Genomic DNA, 17,918 nt, shown 5'->3' on the forward strand with positions numbered 1-17,918 from the left:
TGCACTGCTACGGGACGGTGCTTCGCTGCCGGACGGTGCTCCGCGCCGAGCGGGCGCACCGTCGTCCGCGCGCTCGGAATGCGTACGCCGAGTGGACGAGGACGAGGACCTGGACGTCGACGAGGACGTGGCCGAGCCGACAGCCTCCAGCACCCGCCGGGTGATCCGTCGGGCGTCGTTGATGGAAAAGCGCATAGCGCTACTTCAGCAGACCGTCAGTCGGAAGTCCTCGTTGCGAGTGGTCGAGCACGGTGACGATGTGGGCCGTGCCGATGCGTCCGCCCGCTCTCTCGACACCCAGGGCGATCTGCATGATGCACCCAGGGTTTGCCGTCACCAGCAACTGCGCACCCGTCGCGATCACGTTGGCGGCCTTCGCGTCGCCGAGTTGCTTGGCCGGCTCGGGGTTCAGAACGTTGTAGATGCCCGCCGAGCCGCAGCAGATCGACGCGTCCTTGATCTCCTTCACGGTCAGCTCCGGCACCGCGCGCAGCAGCTCACGCGGCTGGTTGCGGATGCCCTGGGCGTGGCCGAGGTGGCAGGCATCGTGGTAGGCGACGGTGATCGGCAGCGGGTGGTAGGTGGCCACCGGGCCGAGGTCGGCGAGCAGTTCGCTCACATCACGCACCTTGGCGCGGAAACGCTTGACGCGTTCGTCGGCCTCGTGGGTCGTGTCGTCGGCGAGCAGGAACTCGTACTCCTTCATCGCGCTGCCACACCCGGCGGAGTTGACCACGATGTAGTCGACGTCGTGCTGCTCGAAGGTGTCGATGAGCGCGCGGGCGAAGTTCTGGGCCTCGGGTTCACGGCCGGAGTGGCTCGACAGCGCACCGCAACATCCTTGGTTCGGCGGCACCACCACGTCGCATCCTTCGGCGGCAAGCACCCGCGCGGTAGCGGCGTTGACCCCGGAGAAGAACGCGTCCTGCACGCAGCCGGTGAGCATCGCGACGGTCGCCCGCTTGGTGCCCTTCGCCGGGATGCGTTCGGGCAGCCTTTCCGGCTTGGTCAGCTCGGGGGTGAGGCTTTGCAGCATTGCCAGCGACGGCGAAATGCGTTCGAGCAGAACGCTTTTCGCGATGGCGCGGTCGAGCCCGAGACGCTGGCCGGCCCGCAGCGGCCCGCGCAGGGCCTTGAGTCGCTTGGGGTAAGGGAACAGCTTGAAGACCGCTCCACGCAACGCGTTGTTCGAGCGAGAGCGGTGCGCCTTGCGCTCGACCTGCGCGCGGGTCTGTTCCAGTAGTCGGTCGTACTGCACCCCACTCGGGCACGCCGTCACGCACGCCATGCAGCCGAGGCAGGCGTCGATGTGACCCACCACGGTGTCGTCGAGCGGTGCGCCCTCGGTGACGTTCTTCATCAGGTGGATACGGCCGCGCGGGGAGTCCATTTCCTCGCCCCACAGCACATACGTCGGGCAGGTCGTCAAGCAGAAACCACAGTGCACGCAGTCGGACAGCAGGCTCGGGTCGGGTGGGTTGTGCTCGTCGAACCCAGTGATCAGCGACATCGGTTCGACACTGACGTCAACGCCTGGCGTGATAGCCGGTTCAGAGGCGGTGCGGGGGTCGGGCATCAGATTCCTCCCACGAATCGGCCTGGGGCCAAATGGTTTTCCGGATCGAACTGCTGTTTCACACGGCGCATGATGTCGATGGCCGGGATCGGACCCCACACATCGACCTGCCCGCGCATCTCCTTCGGCGCATCGAGCACGATCACGCTGCCGCCGAGGGCGACCTCACGAAAACGTGCTGCGGTGGCCTCGACATCATCCGGTTCGGCTGCGCCGGACGCAGATGCGTACAGCACTCCCGCACCGGCTGATCCCTGGATCGTCCAGCCGAGTTCGGCCGCTGCCGCAACGACACTCGGCACAGCGGACAGTTGCGCGGTGATCTTCAGTCCGATGCCCTCGCCCACGGCCCACGGGTAGGTGCCGGTCCACCCGGGTGCTGGCGCCTTCTCTCCGGCGACGGTCGCGCGGATCCGCCCGGAGCGGGCGGAAACGCCCCCCTCAGTGCCTTCGATCAGCACGGCGAGAACTACCGAATCCGCAGTCTCGCAACGGATCTCGACCGCGCTCGGTGCGTCTTGACTATGCAAAAGGTCGTTGAGTATGTGCGGCAATTCGGCGATCGGGTGTTGACCGACGACCCACTCGGACGCCTGCGGCACCGGGTGCAGCCGGAAGGTCGCCTCAGTGACGATCGCGAGCGTGCCGTACGAGCCGACCATCAACTTGCCGAGGTCGTAGCCAGCGACATTCTTGACCACTTTGCCGCCTGCGTGGGCGACGGTGCCGTCGGCCAGCACGACCGTCACCCCGATGAGCAGGTCGCGCACGGTGCCCGCGAGCACACGCAGCGGCCCGCTCGTATTGGTTGCGATGAGCCCACCGACAGTGGTGCCCGGCACCATTTCGTCGAGCGCGAGCCGCTGGCCCGCTCGAGCGACGGTGCTCTGGACGACGTTCAGCGGGCAACCGGCCTCCGCGCTGACGATGAGATCGCCGGGCTGGTGTTCGAGCACCCGGTTCATCGCCGACAGGTCGAGGACCAGGTCGTGGTGGCCGGCGGGGGAACCCCATGTCAGTTTCGTGCCGGCACCCCGCACCGCGACGACCGCGCCGTGCTCACGAGCGGCTCGGACTGTTTCGGCTACCTCTTCGGTCGACGCCGGCCGCGCGACGCAACTCGGCGCGCGTCCGTCGAACAGCGTCGCCGTTGTGCCCTGCTCGACATCGATTCCACGGTGCTGCAATGTTTCTCGCAAGCTCATCAGAAGATTTCCGCCTTGCCCTCGTAGGGGTTCGGATCGTTCGCCGACCGCTTGCGCGGCACCTCGCCGCACAGCCGCGGCGTCGGGTAGATCTTGCCGGGGTTCGACAGTCCGTGCGGATCGAAGGCACAGCGCACCCGCTGCATGGTGTCGAGATCGACTTCGGTGAACATCTTCGGCATGTGCTTCGCTTTGTCGAAGCCCACACCGTGCTCGCCGGTGATCGATCCGCCGTGTTCCAGGCACAGGTCGAGGATCGCTCCGGACACCTCCTCGGCGCGTTCGCTCTCGCCGGGCACGCCACCGTCGAAGAGCACCAGAGGGTGGAGGTTCCCGTCGCCCGCATGGAACACGTTCGCGACGCGCACTCCCTTTTCGGCAGCGAGTTCACCCATCCGGTGCAGCACCTCCGAGAGCTTGGTGCGCGGGATGACGCCGTCCTGCACGATGTAATCGGGGGAGATGCGACCGACCGCGGCGAAGGCCGACTTTCGGCCGCGCCAGATCGCCGCGCGCTCCTCGGCGTCGGCCGCCAGCCGGATCTCGAATGCGCCGGCGTCGCGGCACATCTGTTGTGCGGCAAGCGATTCGGCCTCGACCTCGACAGTCGGGCCATCGAGTTCGACGACCAGCACCGCCCCCGCTCGCGCGGGGTAGTTGCAGGCGACCGCCGCCTCGGCCGCCTCGATGGCGAGGGCGTCCATCATCTCGATCGCGGCCGGCACGATGCCCGCGGCGATGATCGCCGAGGTCGCCGCTCCCGCGGCGTCGGTCGACTCGAACCCGGCCAGGAAGGTCTGCACCGACTCGGCGCTGCGCAACAGCTTCACCGTGACCTCGGTGGTCACGCCGAGCGTGCCCTCCGACCCGACGAATGCGCCCAGCAGGTCGTAGCCGGGAGCATCGGGGGCCCGCTGCCCGAGCCGCACCGCGGAGCCGTCGGGCATGACGACCTCGGCGGCGAGCACGTGGTTGCTGGTGAAGCCGTACTTCAGGCAGTGGGCGCCGCCGGAGTTCTCGGCCACGTTGCCGCCGATCGAGCAGATCTGCTGGCTCGACGGATCGGGCGCGAAGTAGTATCCCTCGGGCGAACTCGCTTGTGTCACAGAAAGATTGATCACGCCAGGGTCGACCACTGCGCGATGGTCGGCGGCAGAGATCTCCTTGATCTCCCGGAACCCACTCATCACGATCAGGACGCCGTCGGCGTGCGGCAGCGCGCCACCGGACAGGCCGGTGCCGGACCCCCGGGCGACGAACGGCACGTCGAGGTCGGCGCACGCCTGCACCGCCGCGCGCACCTGCTCCGCGTCGTCGGTGAGCGCAACCACGGCGGGACGCACGCGGTGCACGAGCAGGCCGTCACAGTCGTACGACGCCAGTTGCGCGGGGTCGGTCAACACCTGCGAATGCGGCAGGGCCGACCGCAGCCGCTCGATGACGGCTGCGATCGGCCCGCTCGGGGTAGACATCGGCTATGGCATCCGCTCGTAGGCCGGCAGGGTGAGGAAGTTGGCGTAGTCGTCGGCGACGGCCACCTCCAGGAAGGTCTCCTTGGCGTCGTCGTAGTCGCTCGCCTCGCCCGGCAGCTCGGCGATGACCTCGTCGATCAACTCCAGCACCAACTCCTTGGTGATGAGCTTGCCGGTGTCGGCCGTCGTGACCTCGTTCTTGATCTGCTGCCAGATCTGCGAACGGGAGATCTCCGCGGTCGCGGCGTCCTCCATCAGGTTGTGGATGCCCACGGCGCCGCGGCCGGCCAGCCAGGAGCGCAGGTACTGCAGCGCGATGTCAATGTTCGCGCGCAGACCGGCCTCGGTGACCTCGCCGGGCGTCGACTTCACGTCGAGCAGCTGCGCGGCGGTCACTTCGACGTCCTCGCGCAGGTTGTCGAGCTGGTTGGTCTTGCCCTCGGCGAACTTCGCGGAGAAGACCTCGTCGCAGGCCTGCACCATGCCCGGGTGCGCCACCCACGAACCGTCGAAGCCGTCGTTCGCTTCGCGGCTCTTGTCGGCGTTGAGCTTCTCGAACGCGTTCTTGTTGACGGCCTCGTCCTTGCTCGGGATGAAGGCGGCCATGCCGCCGATCGCCGACGCGCCACGCTTGTGGCAGGTGCGCACGAGTAATTCGGTGTAGGCCCGCATGAACGGCACCGTCATGGTGACCGTGTTGCGGTCGGGCACGATGAAGTCGGCGCCACGGGTGCGGTAGGTCTTGATCACCGAGAACAGATAGTCCCAGCGTCCGGCGTTGAGGCCGGAGGAGTGGTCGCGCAGTTCGTAGAGGATCTCCTCCATCTCGAACGCGGCTGGGAAGGTCTCGATGAGGCAGGTGGCACGGATGGTGCCCTGGGGGATGCCGAGGAAGTCCTGGCCGATGACGAACGCGTCATTCCAGAGGCGAGCCTCCAGGTGGCTTTCCATCTTCGGGCAGTAGAAGTACGGGCCCTTGCCGCGGTCGATCTGCTTCTGACCGCAGGCGGTCAAGTAGAGCGCGAAGTCGACGAGGGAACCGGAGGTCTCCTCGCCGTCGACCAGGATGTGCTTCTCCGGCAGGTGCCAGCCGCGCGGGCGCACGATGATCGTCGGCTGCTTCTCGGGCTCGACGAGCTTGTACTCCTTGCCCTCCGGGCTGGTGAAGTCGATGGTGCCGTCAAGGGCGTCCATCAGGTTCATCGGACCCTGGACGACGTTGCCCCACATTGGGGTGTTGGCGTCCTCCTGGTCGGCCAGCCAGGCCTTGGCACCGGAGTTGAGGGCGTTGATCGTCATCTTGCGGTCGGTCGGACCGGTCATCTCGACGCGTCGGTCCTCCAAGCCCGGCGCGAGCGGGGCGACCTTCCAGCTGTCGTCCTCACGGATGTTCTTGGTCTCGGGCAGGAAGTCGAGGTCTTCGCCGGCGGCGACCTTCTTCACCCTCTCCTCGCGCGCGGCGAGGAGCTCGAGGCGACGAGCGTTGAGCTTACGGTGCAGCTTGGCGATCAGTTCGAGCGCCTTGGGGGAAAGGATCTCCTCGTAACGGTCCTTCACCGGACCGGTGACTTCGACGCCATCCGGCAGCTTCAAGGTGGACATGCGACTCCTCTGTCTGGCTGACGTGCACGGAATTCCGCATTGCGGAATGAATTTCCTTCTGTATGGAATACCGTAGCAATCGTTTCGATGCTGTGGGTGGGTGGGTTCCGATCGTCGCGGCCGGTCGCCACCGCGACGGGTGACGTTCCTCACGAACCAGCGCGCGGATTCGCGGACAACTTCCGGTTGCCGGGAGACTCGATCGGTGACCGAAGCAAGCGCCCCGCAGACCCGCGACGTCGACGATGATCGGACGGTCGCCCGACCGCAGCATGTCGGGCTCGCGCTCTTCGCGCTCGCGCTCGGCGGATTCGCGATCGGCACCACCGAGTACGTCACGATGGGGCTGCTGCCGCAGATCGCCGACGGGGTGCAGATCTCGATTCCGGCGGCCGGCCACGTCGTATCGGCGTATGCCCTCGGAGTCGTGATCGGCGCGCCGCTGATCGCCACCCTGGCCGCGCGGGCGCCGCGCAGGGCCCAACTGGTCGGCCTCATGGTGGCGTTCGCCGCAGCCAACATCGCCTCGGCGCTCGCCGGCTCCTACGGCACCCTGATGGTGGCGCGCTTCCTGTCCGGTCTGCCGCACGGCGCCTACTTCGGCATCGGTTCGGTCGTCGCGGCCTCACTGGTGGCACCGCACCGGCGCACCTGGGCGGTGTCGATGATGCTCGCCGGGCTGACCGTCGCCAACATCATCGGAGTTCCGCTGTTGACCGTGCTCGGTCAGCACCTGGGCTGGCAGTACCCGTACGTCTTCGTCGGGTTGATCTCGTTGCTGTGCGTGGGCGCGGTGCTCGCCTGGGTGCCTCGCCAGCCGGCCGACGAACACGCTTCCGCCGCAAAGGAACTCAAGGCCCTCACCCGGGTGCAGGTGTGGCTGGCGCTCGGCATCGGCACCGTCGGGTTCGGCGGCATGTTCGCCACGTTCTCCTACATCACCCCGACGATGACCGAGCTGGCCGGCTTCGCCGAGAGCACCGTCCCGCTCATCCTGGTCGTCTACGGGATCGGCATGACGATCGGTGCGACAGTGGCCGGGCGCGTCGCGCAATTCGGCATCCTGCGCGGCATCTTCGGGTCGCTGGTCTGCATCTCGATCCTGCTTGCCGTCTTCGGCGACCTCGCCCACGGCAAGGTGACCGCGGTCATCGGGGTGTTCCTGCTCGGCTTCCTGCCGACGATCCTCGTGCCGATGTTGCAGACCCGACTGATGGACGTGGCACACGAGGGTCAGTCGCTCGCGGCCGCGCTCAATCACTCGACGCTCAACGCCGCCAACGCACTGGGTGCCTGGCTCGGCAGCGTCGTGCTCGACCGGGGGATGGGTTACGAGTGGCCCAGCCGGTTCGGTGCGCTGCTCGCCGTCGGCGGTCTGTTCATCACGGCCGTGTCGGCGGCGCTGCAGCGCCGTACGCCCGCCTGAGGAGAACGCCGTACGCCCGCCAGAACAACAGGCGGGCGTACGAGCGGGGAGGGGGCCGGTGGTTCAGCGCGGGGTGAGCGTGAGCGCGACCGTGTTGCCGGGACCGGACATCTTCGAGGAGACGACCGAGTTGAGGATGCCGAAGGCTCCGCAACCGCTGAACTGCGGGATGGTGAACGTGCCCGACAGCTTCGTCGGGTCGAACAGGCCCTGCATCTTGCCGCTGAGGTCCATCCTGACCGGGGTGGCGGTGCGGCAGTTCGCGCCGACCAGGTTGACCAGCTTCGCCGGTCCGGTGAGCTTGGTGATGTGCAGGTAGGCGTACTGCGTGATGTGGATGACCTGGTTGTCGTCGATGGTCCCGGTGGCCTTCGCGGTCGGCTCCACCGCGACGGTCGCGTAGGCCAGCGGGAGGCTGCCCAGGTCGACCGCGGACGTCGTCACCGGAGCCAACGTCAACGACGACGTGAGCGTCCGGGTCTCGAGCGTGACGTCGGTGGTGCTGGTGCCGGTGGTGGTCACGCTCTTGCCCATCTTGGCGATGGTCGTGGTCGCGGTGGCGTTGTAGTTCAACGTCCACACGGTCGCCGCGCAGGCGCCGGGGCTCGTTGCGAGGATGACGCCGGCACAAGTGGCCAGGGCGCCTGCCGTGAGGGTCGTGCGTCGGACGAGGGTCTTCATCGGGTGCTCCTCGGTAGGGAAAGCCGCCTGAATGGATCGGGCGGGCTACCGGAGAGTAACAAGGCGTGAGGTCGCCCGTGTGAGTTGGAGCACACGAAGTTACTCGTCGGTTTCGACGGCGACGGGACGTCGTGTGCTGGATCGGGTGCGCGGTCCTGTTCGCGGGTCTGCCCGGTCGATTCGACCTCACGGCCGGACGTGGGAGACTGGACCGAATACCCGTCCGACGACTGAGACCTCGAGGAACATCTGTGGCACCCATGGCACGCACCGCGCTGCAACCAGCCGCGACGCCGCCTTCGCAGATCCGCAACTTCTGCATCATCGCGCACATCGACCACGGCAAGTCCACGCTTGCCGACCGCATGCTCCAGATCACCGGGGTCGTCGACGATCGGGCGATGCGTGCGCAGTACCTCGACCGTATGGACATCGAGCGTGAGCGCGGCATCACGATCAAGAGCCAGGCCGTGCGGATGCCGTGGGAGCTCGACGGCGAGACCTTCTGCCTCAACATGATCGACACCCCGGGCCACGTCGACTTCACCTACGAGGTGTCCCGGTCGCTGGCCGCCTGCGAGGGTGCGGTGCTGCTGGTCGACGCCGCGCAGGGCATCGAGGCGCAGACCCTCGCGAACCTCTATCTCGCGATGGAGAACGACCTCACGATCATCCCGGTGCTCAACAAGATCGACCTGCCGGCGGCCCAGCCGGAGAAGTACGCCGAGGAACTCGCCGGGCTCATCGGCTGTGAGCCCGAAGACTGCCTCAAGGTGTCGGGCAAGACCGGCGTCGGTGTCGAGCCGCTGCTCGACGAGATCGTGCGGCAGATTCCCGCGCCGGTCGGCGATGCGTCGGCTCCAGCCCGCGCGATGATCTTCGACTCCGTCTACGACACCTACCGCGGCGTGGTCACCTACGTGCGTGTGGTCGACGGCAGCCTCAACCCGCGCGAGCGGATTCAGATGATGTCGACCAAGGCCAACCACGAACTGCTGGAGATCGGCGTCATCTCCCCGGAGCCGGAACCGGCGAAGGGGCTCGGCGTCGGCGAGGTGGGCTACCTGATCACCGGCGTGAAGGACGTGCGCCAGTCGCGCGTCGGCGACACGATCACCTCGGCCCGCGACGGTGCGACGCAGCCGCTGGGTGGCTACCGCGACCCGAAGCCGATGGTCTTCTCCGGTCTGTACCCGATCGACGGTTCCGACTACCCGGTGCTGCGTGATGCCCTCGACAAGCTCAAGCTCAACGACGCCGCGCTGGTCTACGAGCCGGAGACCTCCGCGGCCCTCGGGTTCGGGTTCCGCATCGGCTTCCTCGGCATGTTGCACCTGGAGATCGTGCGCGAGCGCCTCGAGCGCGAGTTCGACCTCGACCTCATCTCGACCCTGCCGTCGGTGGTCTACGAGGTGAAGCTCGACGACGGGCGCACGGTCGTGGTGACCAACCCGTCGGAGTTCCCCGAGGGCAAGATCGAGTCGATCACCGAGCCGGTGGTGCGGGCCACGATCCTCGCGCCGAGCGAGTTCATCGGCGCGATCATGGAGTTGTGTCAGAGCCGGCGCGGCACCCTGCGCGGCATGGACTACCTGTCCGAGGATCGCGTCGAGATGCGCTACACGCTGCCGCTCGCCGAGATCGTCTTCGACTTCTTCGATTCCCTGAAGTCGCGCACCCGCGGCTACGCCTCTCTCGACTACGAACCCGACGGCGAGCAGCAGGCCGACCTGGTGAAGGTCGACATCCTCCTGCAGGGTGACAAGGTCGACGCGTTCAGTACCGTCGTCCACCGTGACAAGGCGTACGCCTACGGCGTGATGATGGCCGGCAAGCTCAAGGAGCTCATCCCGAGGCAGCAGTTCGAGGTGCCGATCCAGGCCGCGATCGGTGCGAGGGTCATCGCCCGCGAGAACATCCGGGCGATCCGCAAGGACGTGCTCGCGAAGTGTTACGGCGGTGACATCTCGCGTAAGCGCAAGCTGCTGGAGAAGCAGAAGGAAGGCAAGAAGCGGATGAAGATGGTCGGCTCCGTCGAGGTGCCGCAGGAAGCCTTCATCGCTGCCTTGTCGCAAGACTCCGCGCCCGAGAAGGCGAAGAAGTAGCACTGTGGCACAACGTGATTCGGGTCTCGACCCGGTTGTTCCGACGACCCCGGACGGGCGTCCGCTCGCCCGCACGCGATCGTTCACCCGGCGCGGTGGACGGATGCCCGACCGGCACGAGCGGGCGATGGAGGAGCACGGCGCGACCTACCTGCTCGACCTGCCGCTCAACGGCACCGACACCACACTCGACCCGGAGTACCGCTTCGACAAGGAGGCGGTGTTCGGTCGGTCGGCGCCGCTGATCGTCGAGATCGGGTCGGGCGCCGGCGACGCCGTCGTGCATGCGGCGACGCTTCACCCGGACGTCGACTTCCTTGCCTTCGAGGTGTGGCGGCCCGGCGTCGCGCACACCATCACCAAGGCGGTGGCTGCCAGCGTCACGAACCTGCGGATCGCGATCGCCGACGCCGCGTGGTCGATGCCGTTGATGTTCGAGCCGGGCTCGCTGCACGAGGTGTGGACCTTCTTCCCCGACCCGTGGCCGAAGACCAAGCACCACAAGCGCCGCATGGTGCAGCCGTCGTTCGCGCTCGAGGTCGCCGAGTTGTTGGAGCCGGGCGGCGTGTGGCGCCTCGCGACCGACTGGGCCGACTACGCCTGGCAGATGCGCGACGTCGTCGAAGGCTGCGCGCAGTTCACGAACCCGTACGCCGGACGGTTCGCCGACCCCGGCGATCCGGACGTCGACCCGGAGGGTTCGCGGGGCGGGTTCGCGCCGCGCTTCGAGGACCGTCCGATGACCCGCTTCGAGAAGAAGGGGCTGCGGGTCGAGCGCATCGTGCGCGATCTTGCGGTGACGCGGCTGTAGCTGTTTGCCGGGTGGCAGCCGTTGCCGGGCAGCGGTTTGCGGATGGCTGCTTCCGCGGGGCTGGCGCGCCGAAGTTACTTCTGAGTAACATCTGCGCATGGCCTCGACCTTCCAGCTGTACCGCCAGATCGAAAGCAAGCCGCTCGGCAAGCGGGCGTTCTCGCTCGCCTTCATGCTCAAGGCGCCCTACTTCGCGACCGTGCGACCGAAGGTGGAGGTCATGGAGCCACATCGCGGCGTGGTGACGATCCGCAAGCGGCGCGGCGTGCACAACCACATCGGCACGGTGCACGCGATCGCCGTCGCGAACGGTCTCGAGGCGGCGATGGGTCTGCTCTGCGAGGCGACCACGCCGAAGGGAATGCGCTGGATTCCCAAGGGGATTCGGCTCGACTACAGCGCCAAGGTGCCCACCGACGTCCGGTGTGAAGCGCGCACCGACATGGCCGACTGGGACAAGCAGCCGCCCTTCCAGGTCGACGTGCGCTGCACCGCCTACATCGAGGACGGCAGTGAAGTGGTGTCGGGCGTCATCCCGGTCTGGGTCACCGCGAAGAGTTGACCGCCCCCTCGTCGCGGGCGATAGCGACGAGGTCGGCCGCGAGGCCGGACAAGCGCCGCGACCCGGTCCAGACCGCGCGTAGCGGTCGGTGCAGGTCGAAGCCGAGCGGCACCGTCACCAGGGTGCCGACCGACAGGGCGTCGGCGACCGCAAGGCGGCTGAGTACGGCGGGTGCCGCGCCGGACGCAACGCTCACCCGCACCGCGGCGTTGCTCGGAAGCTCGAGGTGCGGCCGCACCTGCTGGTCGAGCGCCTCGTCAAGAGCCATTCGCGTTCCCGAGCCCGGCTCGCGGGTGATCAGGGCGGTGCGTGCGAGTTCGTCGGCGGTGACGGCGCGGCGTCGGCCGGCCCATACGTGATGGGGCGCGACGACCAGCACCATCTCGTCATGGGCCACGATCATGCTGTGCAGGTCGCCGGGCACGGTGGGTTCCTCGACGAATCCCAGTGCGGTGCGGCCGGATCGCACATCATCGACGACGTCGTGGGAGTTGTGCACGTGCACGGCGACGGTGCTGCTCGGCCTGCTGGTGCGCAGCGTCGACAGCCAGTGGGGGAGCAGATGTTCGGCGATCGTCTGACTCGCCGCGACCGCCAGCGGCGGCGCGGCTTCGCCTCGTAGGGCGGCGGCCGATTCGGTGACGGCGTCCATCGCCGCGAGTGCCTGGCGGGCCAGATCGACCAGCACCGTCCCCGCATCAGTGAGGGTCGATCCGCGAGTCGACCGCACGACGAGGTCGAGGCCGAGTTGGCGTTCGAGCCTGGCGAGCGAACGGGTGGCATTGGGTTGTGCCATGCCGATCGAGCGTGCGGCGGCGCCGACGCTTCCGGTGTCGGACACGGCAACCAGGAGCTCCAGGGCTGCCGGGTCGGGGCGATCTGCCATATGCGAAGGATATGCCCTCCTGCGTGTTCTCCGGCTACCGGCGGCGGCACTGATGCCCGATGGTGGAGGCATGTTGCACGCCATGCCTGTTCGCACCGCACGCCGGGGTGCCATTGTCGGTGCGCTCGTGGTGATTGTTATCGCCTGCGTGGCAACGGTTTTCGGTCGTTTCTTGCCCGTGCTCGGAGGCCCGGTGTGCGGCATCGTGCTGGGTCTCCTTGCCGGGGTCGTCGTGCCTCGGCTGCGGTCGTCGCGTCTGAGCGCCGGATATGACTTCTGTGCCAAACAGGTGCTCCAAGCATCGGTGGTGCTGCTCGGCACGGGGTTGTCGCTGCGTCAGGTCGCCAAGGTGGGGGCGTCGTCGCTGCCGGTGATGCTCGCCAGCCTGGTGGTCGCCCTCGGCGGCGCCACGCTCATCGGACGGCGGCTGGGGGTGGGGCGCGACGTCCGCACCTTGATCGGGGTGGGCACCGGCATCTGTGGTGCGTCGGCGATCGCGGCGAGCACCGCGGTGATGCGCCCCAAGAAGGCCGACGCGGCGTACGCCCTCGGCACGATCTTCGTCTTCAACGTGATCGGCGTGCTGACCTTCCCGGCGATCGGTCACCTGCTCGGCATGACCGGTGAGAGCTTCGGCCTGTGGGCGGGCACGGCGATCAACGACACGTCGTCGGTGGTGGCTGCGGCGTACGGCTTCGGTGACGGGGCCGGCGATCACGCGATCGTCGTCAAGCTCACCCGGTCGCTGATGATCATCCCGATCACGATGGTGCTGGCGTACCTGACCGCGCGCCGGTCGGCTGCGGCTGCTTCGTCGGCCGGGTCGGTGGCAGGTGGCCGCTCGCCGGTGCGCATTCCACTGAGTCAGGTGGTGCCCTGGTTCCTCGTCGGGTTCGTGGTCGCCGCGGCCGTCAACTCGGGCGGACTCGTCCCGTCGTCGTGGCACCCGGCCCTCTCGTCGATCGCGACCTTCGGAATCACCCTGGCGCTCACCGCGATCGGGCTGTCCATGCGTCCGTCGGAACTGCGCCGCACCGGCGTCCGTCCGTTGCTGTTGGGGGCGATCCTGTCGGTGCTCGTCGCGTCGACCAGCCTGGGCGTGCAGGCGCTGACCGGCTCCCTCTGACCCCCGCCCGCAAACGCTGCGCTACTCGCCGGCCATTGGTGGTGCACCAGCAGTGGCCGGACGCAGGTGCAGCGACTGTGGCGGTTGGTGCAGCGATTCGGCGTGCGGGTCGACGTCGGCGAGAATGGAGCAATGCCCAGCGCGCTGCCCGACGGTGAACCCGTACCGACCGACGGAAGTCTGCCCGTCGCGGCGCTGGAGTCGTTGCCGCACAAGCCGTTCGGGGTCTATCTGCACGTTCCGTTCTGCTGGGTGCGGTGTGGCTACTGCGACTTCAACACCTACACGCTGACCGAGCTCGGCCCCGGCGCGAGCGTCGGTTCCTACGCCGACACCGCGATCCGCGAGATCGAGCTCGCTGCGCGGGTGCTGGGTGACGCGGCGCCCGCCGTCTCGACGGTGTTCGTGGGTGGAGGCACACCCACGATGCTCGCGGCGGACGACCTGGTGCGGATGGTCGGGGCGCTGCGGGAGCGCTTCGGGTTTGCCGACGACGTCGAGATCACCACCGAAGCGAACCCCGATTCGGTGACCCCCGACCCGCTGCAGGTGCTGGCGGACGGCGGCTTCACCCGGGTGTCGTTCGGGATGCAATCGGCGGTGCCGCACGTGCTGCACACCCTCGAGCGCACGCACGACCCCGCCAACGTCGGCCGCAGCGTCGAAGCGGCGAAGGCGGCCGGGCTCGCGACCAGCGTCGACCTCATCTACGGCACACCGGGGGAGTCGCTCGACGACTGGCGCACCTCGCTCGAGGCCGCAATCGCGTTGGAGCCCGGGCACATCAGCGCCTACGCGTTGGTCGTCGAGGAGGGCACCAAGCTCGCCGCCCAGGTGCGCCGCGGTCAGGTGACGATGCCCGATGACGACGACGAGGCCGACAAGTACGAGCTCGCCGACTCACTGCTGGCCGGGGCCGGCTACTCCTGGTACGAGGTGTCGAACTGGGCCACCGACCCCGCGCTGCGCTGCCGCCACAACGAGCTGTACTGGTCGGACGCGAACTGGTGGGGGATCGGGCCCGGCGCGCACAGTCACGTGGGTGGGGTGCGCTGGTGGAATCGCAAGCACCCTGCGGCGTACGCCTCGGTGCTGGCCGAGGGCAACTCGCCGGGCGCCGGACGCGAATTGCTCACGGACACACAGCGATACGAGGAGCGCGTGCTCCTCGGCATCCGTCGCGACGCCGGCCTCGCCCTCGAGGACCTCGAACCCGCCGGGCGCACCGCCGTCGCCGGGCTGATCGGCGACGGTCTCGTCGACGGGCCCACGGCCCTGCGCGATCGGCGACTCGTGCTCACCCTGCGTGGACGGCTGCTCGCCGACACCGCCGTCCGTCGGCTGCTCGACTTCTGACCGGCGCACCGCACGAACTCGCGTCAGGCGCGAGTTACTCACGCGTACGGAGCCGAACCGCCGAGTAAGTCGCGTCCGACGCGAGTTGGTGCGGGGGCGTGGGTGCCGCCTGGCCGACGAGTGCGCGAGGATCGACTCATGATTAAGCCTCGCGTGGCCGCCGTCTGCCGGGACGAGCTGCACCGCTTCTCCAAGGCGCCGGTGGAGGCGATCGAGTTGGTCGCCGACCTGGGGGTGCGAGGTGACGCGCACGCGGGAACCCTTGTGCAACACCGGTCCCGGGTGCATCGCGACCCGAACCAACCCAACCTGCGGCAGGTGCATCTCGTGCCCAGCGAGGTGTTCGAAACCGCCGAGCGCATGGGCTACACCCTGGCCGCGGGCGACCTCGGCGAGAACGTGCTGACCAGCGGTGTCGACCTGCATGCGCTCCCGGTCGACACCCGCCTGCACCTCGGCGACGAGGCCGTCGTGCGGCTCACCGGCCTGCGCAACCCGTGCGTGCAGATCAACGACTTCAAGCCGGGTCTGCTCAAAGTGGTGCTCTCCCGGGCCGACGGCACCCCGACCGACGAACCCGCCCCGTCGACGGCCTCACCCGAGGCGCGGACGGTGCAGGTCATTCGCCGGGCGGGCGTGATGTCGGTCGTCGAGCGGAGCGGGACGGTGCGAGCGGGTGACCCGATCACGGTCGAGCTGCCGGACGGCGCCGGGGTCGCGTTGGGTCCCGTCTGAGCGCGCGGCGACTCGGCAACGATCGGCGCCGCCCAATCGGTCTGCCTACAGGTCGAGGCCGATGTCGAGCGTCCGGACGCTGTGGGTCAGGGCACCGATCGAAATGATCTGCGCACCCGCCTCGGCCAACCCGCGCACGGTCGTCTCGTCGACGCCACCGGAGACCTCGATGACCAGCGATGCAGGGTGGTCGTCGATCAGGCCGACGGCCTCGCGGATGAGGTCGGGCGTCATGTTGTCGAGCAGCACACCGTGCACCACCGGCGGGAGGCGGCGCCCGAGCCGGTCGGCATCGAAGGCGAGCAACTCACGCAGTTGGTCGAGCGTGTCGACCTCCACCTCGACTCGCACCAGGTGACCGGTGTGTTCGGCGAGGCGGGCGAGCACCTTGTCGAGTCCGCCGCCGAGGCCGATGTGGTTGTCCTTCACCAGAATTGCGTCGTGCAACCCGAAGCGGTGGTTCACTCCACCGCCGTCGGCCACCGCGCGCTTCTCCAGGGCGCGCAGCCCGGGCGTGGTCTTGCGGGTGTCGGCGATGCGGGCACCCGTGCCGTCGACGAGACGCACGAACCCTGCGGTGCGGGTGGCGATGCCGCCGAGGTGGCCGAGCAGGTTCAGCGCGGTGCGTTCGGCCGTGAGGATCGATGCGGCACTCCCGGTGACCGTCGCGATGCGCGTGCCCGGCGCGACCGTCGCACCGTCTGACACGAACCAGTCGACCTCCAGCGAGGCGTCGACCAGGTCGAAGGCGTGCTGCGCCGCGCGCACCCCGGAGACGACACCGTCCTGACGGGCGACCAGGTGCGCGCTGCCCTGGATGTCGGACGGCACGGTGGTCGCGGTGGTGAGATCGCCGGCCTGGCCGAGGTCTTCGGCAAGCGCCGTGCGCACGATGCGGTCGATCTCCATCCCGATCTGAGTGTCGATCATGCCGGAACCTCCTGTGCCGCAGCGGTTTCGAGCTGTTCGTCGATGCGCCGGTGGGCGCCCACGGTGTGCGGGTGCAACAGGGCCGAGCGGGCGACGAGCCAGGCGACGTAGCCCGCATCGTCGTGCCGCAACTCGGCGAGTCGGTCGACCGCGCCCTCGAGCGACTCGCCGTCGCGCAACACCCCACAGCTGGCGCCGAGGATCGCTCGCACCTCGCCGAGGTCGACCGCAGCGCCCGCGGACGGCGGCACCACGGTGGCAGGGTCGACCGGCAGCACCTGCGGGGTCCAACGGGTGTCGGCTCCTCGGATCGAGTCGGCCGCCGCGCGGCCGGTCACCACCGCTTCGAGCAACGAGTTGGAGGCCAGGCGATTGGCTCCGTGCAGGCCGGTGCGCGACACCTCACCGACGGCCCAGAGACCGGGCACCGAGGTGCGAGCGTGCGCATCGACACTGACGCCGCCCATCGAGTAGTGCAGGGCGGGTCGCACGGGCAGCAGGTCGCGGACGATGTCGAACCCGTGCGCCGCGCACAGCTCCGCAACAGCGGCGAAACGAGTTGCGACGCAGGGAATCTCGCGGCAGTCGAGGCGAACCGATCGACCCGCCTGCAACTGCTCCCAGACCGCGGCGGCAACGACGTCGCGCGGCTGGAGTTCGTGCACGAACCGTTCACCGTCGGCGGTCAGGATCGCTCCCGCGCCGCGTAGCGCCTCGGTCAGCAGCGGGTTGGGGAAGGCGGGCACGTCGAGCGCGGTCGGGTGGAACTGCACGAGGTGCAGGTCATCGGTGCGGGCGCCGACACGCGCGGCCATCGCAACGCCCTGACCGAGCGCGGTGGCCGGGTTGGTCGTGCACGGCCAGAGCGCACCCATGCCTCCGGTCGCCAGCACCACGGCGTCCGTCTCGAGCACCAGGGCGCAACCGTCGGGGGCGATGACCTCCACGCCGCTGATCGCGCCGTCCGCGCCGGTGAGCAGGCGGCGCGCCGCGTGCCGTTCCAGGGTGTGCACGCTCGGCAGGTCGCGGACCGCGGCGGCCATCGTCCGGGTGATCGCAGCGCCGGAGGAGTCGCCGGCGTGCGCCACCCGGCTGCGGCTGTGGCCGCCCTCGAGGGCGAGGTCGAGGCGTCCGTCGTCGGTGTGGTCGAACGGCACACCGAGGTCGGCGAGCAGCGCGACGACATCGGGTGCGGCATCGGTGATGCGGCGGATCGTGCGGGTGTCGCCCACGAAAGCGCCGGCGCGCACGGTGTCTGCCGCGTGCAGGGTGGGGGAGTCGTCGTCGGCCAGCGCCGCGGCGATGCCGCCCTGCGCCCACATGCTCGCGGCGTTGTCGGTGAGCGTGCCCGGCGTGACCAGGACGCACTCGGTGGGGGCCAGGGCCCAGGCCGCGGTGAGGCCCGCGAGGCCCGAGCCGATGATGACCGGCTTGTTCATGGTGTG

General features: G+C 68.7%; 15 protein-coding genes and 1 pseudogene. 7 read left to right on the forward strand and 9 right to left on the reverse strand.

Annotation, left to right across the window (positions count from 1 at the left end; all coding sequences use genetic code 11):
* Positions 1-199: 199 nt before the first annotated feature.
* From DFJ65_RS08865 to aceB, 5 genes and pseudogenes are all read right to left on the reverse strand, one after another.
* Complete coding sequence (locus DFJ65_RS08865) at positions 200-1,510, reverse strand: (Fe-S)-binding protein (protein ID WP_115922712.1); 1,311 nt, start codon at positions 1,508-1,510, stop codon at positions 200-202.
* A gap of 65 nt (positions 1,511-1,575) precedes the next feature.
* A complete protein-coding gene (locus DFJ65_RS18060) occupies positions 1,576-2,316 on the reverse strand; it encodes an FAD-binding oxidoreductase (RefSeq protein ID WP_245950134.1) in 741 nt (246 codons plus the stop codon).
* A gap of 30 nt (positions 2,317-2,346) precedes the next feature.
* Positions 2,347-2,781 (reverse strand): annotated as a pseudogene (locus DFJ65_RS18475) (FAD-binding oxidoreductase); the annotation flags it as partial.
* A complete protein-coding gene (locus tag DFJ65_RS08875) occupies positions 2,781-4,253 on the reverse strand; it encodes an FAD-linked oxidase C-terminal domain-containing protein (protein ID WP_115922714.1) in 1,473 nt (490 codons plus the stop codon). The gene DFJ65_RS08875 and the pseudogene DFJ65_RS18475, both read right to left, overlap by 1 nt.
* Positions 4,254-4,256: 3 nt before the next feature.
* Positions 4,257-5,855, reverse strand: a complete 1,599-nt coding sequence (gene aceB / locus DFJ65_RS08880; RefSeq protein ID WP_115922715.1) for a malate synthase A — start codon at positions 5,853-5,855, stop codon at positions 4,257-4,259.
* A 205-nt stretch (positions 5,856-6,060) separates the two neighbouring features.
* Between aceB and DFJ65_RS08885 the strand changes: the two genes are divergently transcribed.
* The gene (locus DFJ65_RS08885; protein WP_115922716.1) at positions 6,061-7,281 is read left to right on the forward strand and encodes an MFS transporter; all 1,221 of its coding nucleotides are present in this window, start codon (positions 6,061-6,063) and stop codon (positions 7,279-7,281) included.
* Between the two features lie 63 nt (positions 7,282-7,344).
* On the opposite strand, the gene DFJ65_RS08890 is transcribed toward DFJ65_RS08885, so the two are convergent.
* A complete protein-coding gene (locus tag DFJ65_RS08890; RefSeq protein ID WP_115922717.1) occupies positions 7,345-7,962 on the reverse strand; it encodes a hypothetical protein in 618 nt (205 codons plus the stop codon).
* Between the two features lie 260 nt (positions 7,963-8,222).
* Here DFJ65_RS08890 and lepA point away from each other — a divergent pair, with 260 nt between their 5' ends.
* The 3 genes from lepA to DFJ65_RS08905 all read left to right on the forward strand — a co-directional run bounded on the left by lepA (position 8,223) and on the right by DFJ65_RS08905 (position 11,440).
* Positions 8,223-10,067 carry a translation elongation factor 4 gene (gene lepA, locus DFJ65_RS08895; protein WP_115922718.1) on the forward strand — a complete coding sequence of 615 codons (1,845 nt, stop codon included), beginning with the start codon at positions 8,223-8,225 and terminating at the stop codon, positions 10,065-10,067.
* 4 nt (positions 10,068-10,071) lie between these two features.
* Positions 10,072-10,878 (forward strand): tRNA (guanosine(46)-N7)-methyltransferase TrmB, encoded by an 807-nt coding sequence (gene trmB / locus DFJ65_RS08900; protein WP_245950138.1) that lies wholly within the window; start codon positions 10,072-10,074, stop codon positions 10,876-10,878.
* 97 nt (positions 10,879-10,975) lie between these two features.
* Positions 10,976-11,440, forward strand: a complete 465-nt coding sequence (locus DFJ65_RS08905; RefSeq protein ID WP_115922720.1) for a hotdog fold domain-containing protein — start codon at positions 10,976-10,978, stop codon at positions 11,438-11,440.
* On the opposite strand, the gene DFJ65_RS08910 is transcribed toward DFJ65_RS08905, so the two are convergent.
* Positions 11,424-12,326 (reverse strand): LysR family transcriptional regulator, encoded by a 903-nt coding sequence (locus DFJ65_RS08910; RefSeq protein ID WP_115922721.1) that lies wholly within the window; start codon positions 12,324-12,326, stop codon positions 11,424-11,426. The genes DFJ65_RS08905 and DFJ65_RS08910 overlap by 17 nt on opposite strands.
* 82 nt (positions 12,327-12,408) lie before the next feature.
* On the opposite strand from DFJ65_RS08910, the gene DFJ65_RS08915 reads away from it, so the two are divergent.
* The 3 genes from DFJ65_RS08915 (at position 12,409) to DFJ65_RS08925 (ending at position 15,543) form a co-directional block, all read left to right on the forward strand.
* Positions 12,409-13,452 carry a YeiH family protein gene (locus tag DFJ65_RS08915; protein WP_211308404.1) on the forward strand — a complete coding sequence of 348 codons (1,044 nt, stop codon included), beginning with the start codon at positions 12,409-12,411 and terminating at the stop codon, positions 13,450-13,452.
* 132 nt (positions 13,453-13,584) lie between these two features.
* On the forward strand, positions 13,585-14,808 hold the full coding sequence (gene hemW, locus DFJ65_RS08920; RefSeq protein ID WP_115924215.1) for a radical SAM family heme chaperone HemW: 1,224 nt from the start codon (positions 13,585-13,587) through the stop codon (positions 14,806-14,808).
* Positions 14,809-14,946: 138 nt separating this feature from the next.
* On the forward strand, positions 14,947-15,543 hold the full coding sequence (locus DFJ65_RS08925) for an MOSC domain-containing protein (RefSeq protein WP_115922723.1): 597 nt from the start codon (positions 14,947-14,949) through the stop codon (positions 15,541-15,543).
* 45 nt (positions 15,544-15,588) lie between these two features.
* On the opposite strand, the gene nadC is transcribed toward DFJ65_RS08925, so the two are convergent.
* Entirely contained in the window at positions 15,589-16,473 is an 885-nt protein-coding gene (nadC, locus tag DFJ65_RS08930; RefSeq protein ID WP_115922724.1) for a carboxylating nicotinate-nucleotide diphosphorylase, read from the reverse strand.
* Positions 16,470-17,912 (reverse strand): L-aspartate oxidase, encoded by a 1,443-nt coding sequence (locus DFJ65_RS08935; RefSeq protein WP_115922725.1) that lies wholly within the window; start codon positions 17,910-17,912, stop codon positions 16,470-16,472. Before DFJ65_RS08935 ends, nadC begins: the two co-directional genes overlap by 4 nt.
* Between the last annotated feature and the right edge of the window lie 6 nt (positions 17,913-17,918).

The sequence above is a fragment of the Calidifontibacter indicus genome, from assembly GCF_003386865.1.
Classification (GTDB): domain Bacteria; phylum Actinomycetota; class Actinomycetes; order Actinomycetales; family Dermatophilaceae; genus Yimella; species Yimella indica.

What these genes read in the sequence shown, in the direction of transcription:
- nadC (WP_115922724.1), bottom strand. Translation starts at nt 16,473, where the DNA reads ATGATCGACACTCAGATCGGGATGGAGATCGACCGCATCGTGCGCACG.
- DFJ65_RS08935 (WP_115922725.1), bottom strand. Translation starts at nt 17,912, where the DNA reads ATGAACAAGCCGGTCATCATCGGCTCGGGCCTCGCGGGCCTCACCGCG.
- DFJ65_RS08875 (WP_115922714.1), bottom strand. Translation starts at nt 4,253, where the DNA reads ATGTCTACCCCGAGCGGGCCGATCGCAGCCGTCATCGAGCGGCTGCGG.
- DFJ65_RS08905 (WP_115922720.1), top strand. Translation starts at nt 10,976, where the DNA reads ATGGCCTCGACCTTCCAGCTGTACCGCCAGATCGAAAGCAAGCCGCTC.
- DFJ65_RS08925 (WP_115922723.1), top strand. Translation starts at nt 14,947, where the DNA reads ATGATTAAGCCTCGCGTGGCCGCCGTCTGCCGGGACGAGCTGCACCGC.
- DFJ65_RS08890 (WP_115922717.1), bottom strand. Translation starts at nt 7,962, where the DNA reads ATGAAGACCCTCGTCCGACGCACGACCCTCACGGCAGGCGCCCTGGCC.
- lepA (WP_115922718.1), top strand. Translation starts at nt 8,223, where the DNA reads ATGGCACGCACCGCGCTGCAACCAGCCGCGACGCCGCCTTCGCAGATC.
- DFJ65_RS08910 (WP_115922721.1), bottom strand. Translation starts at nt 12,326, where the DNA reads ATGGCAGATCGCCCCGACCCGGCAGCCCTGGAGCTCCTGGTTGCCGTG.
- DFJ65_RS08865 (WP_115922712.1), bottom strand. Translation starts at nt 1,510, where the DNA reads ATGTCGCTGATCACTGGGTTCGACGAGCACAACCCACCCGACCCGAGC.
- hemW (WP_115924215.1), top strand. Translation starts at nt 13,585, where the DNA reads ATGCCCAGCGCGCTGCCCGACGGTGAACCCGTACCGACCGACGGAAGT.
- aceB (WP_115922715.1), bottom strand. Translation starts at nt 5,855, where the DNA reads ATGTCCACCTTGAAGCTGCCGGATGGCGTCGAAGTCACCGGTCCGGTG.
- DFJ65_RS08915 (WP_211308404.1), top strand. Translation starts at nt 12,409, where the DNA reads ATGCCTGTTCGCACCGCACGCCGGGGTGCCATTGTCGGTGCGCTCGTG.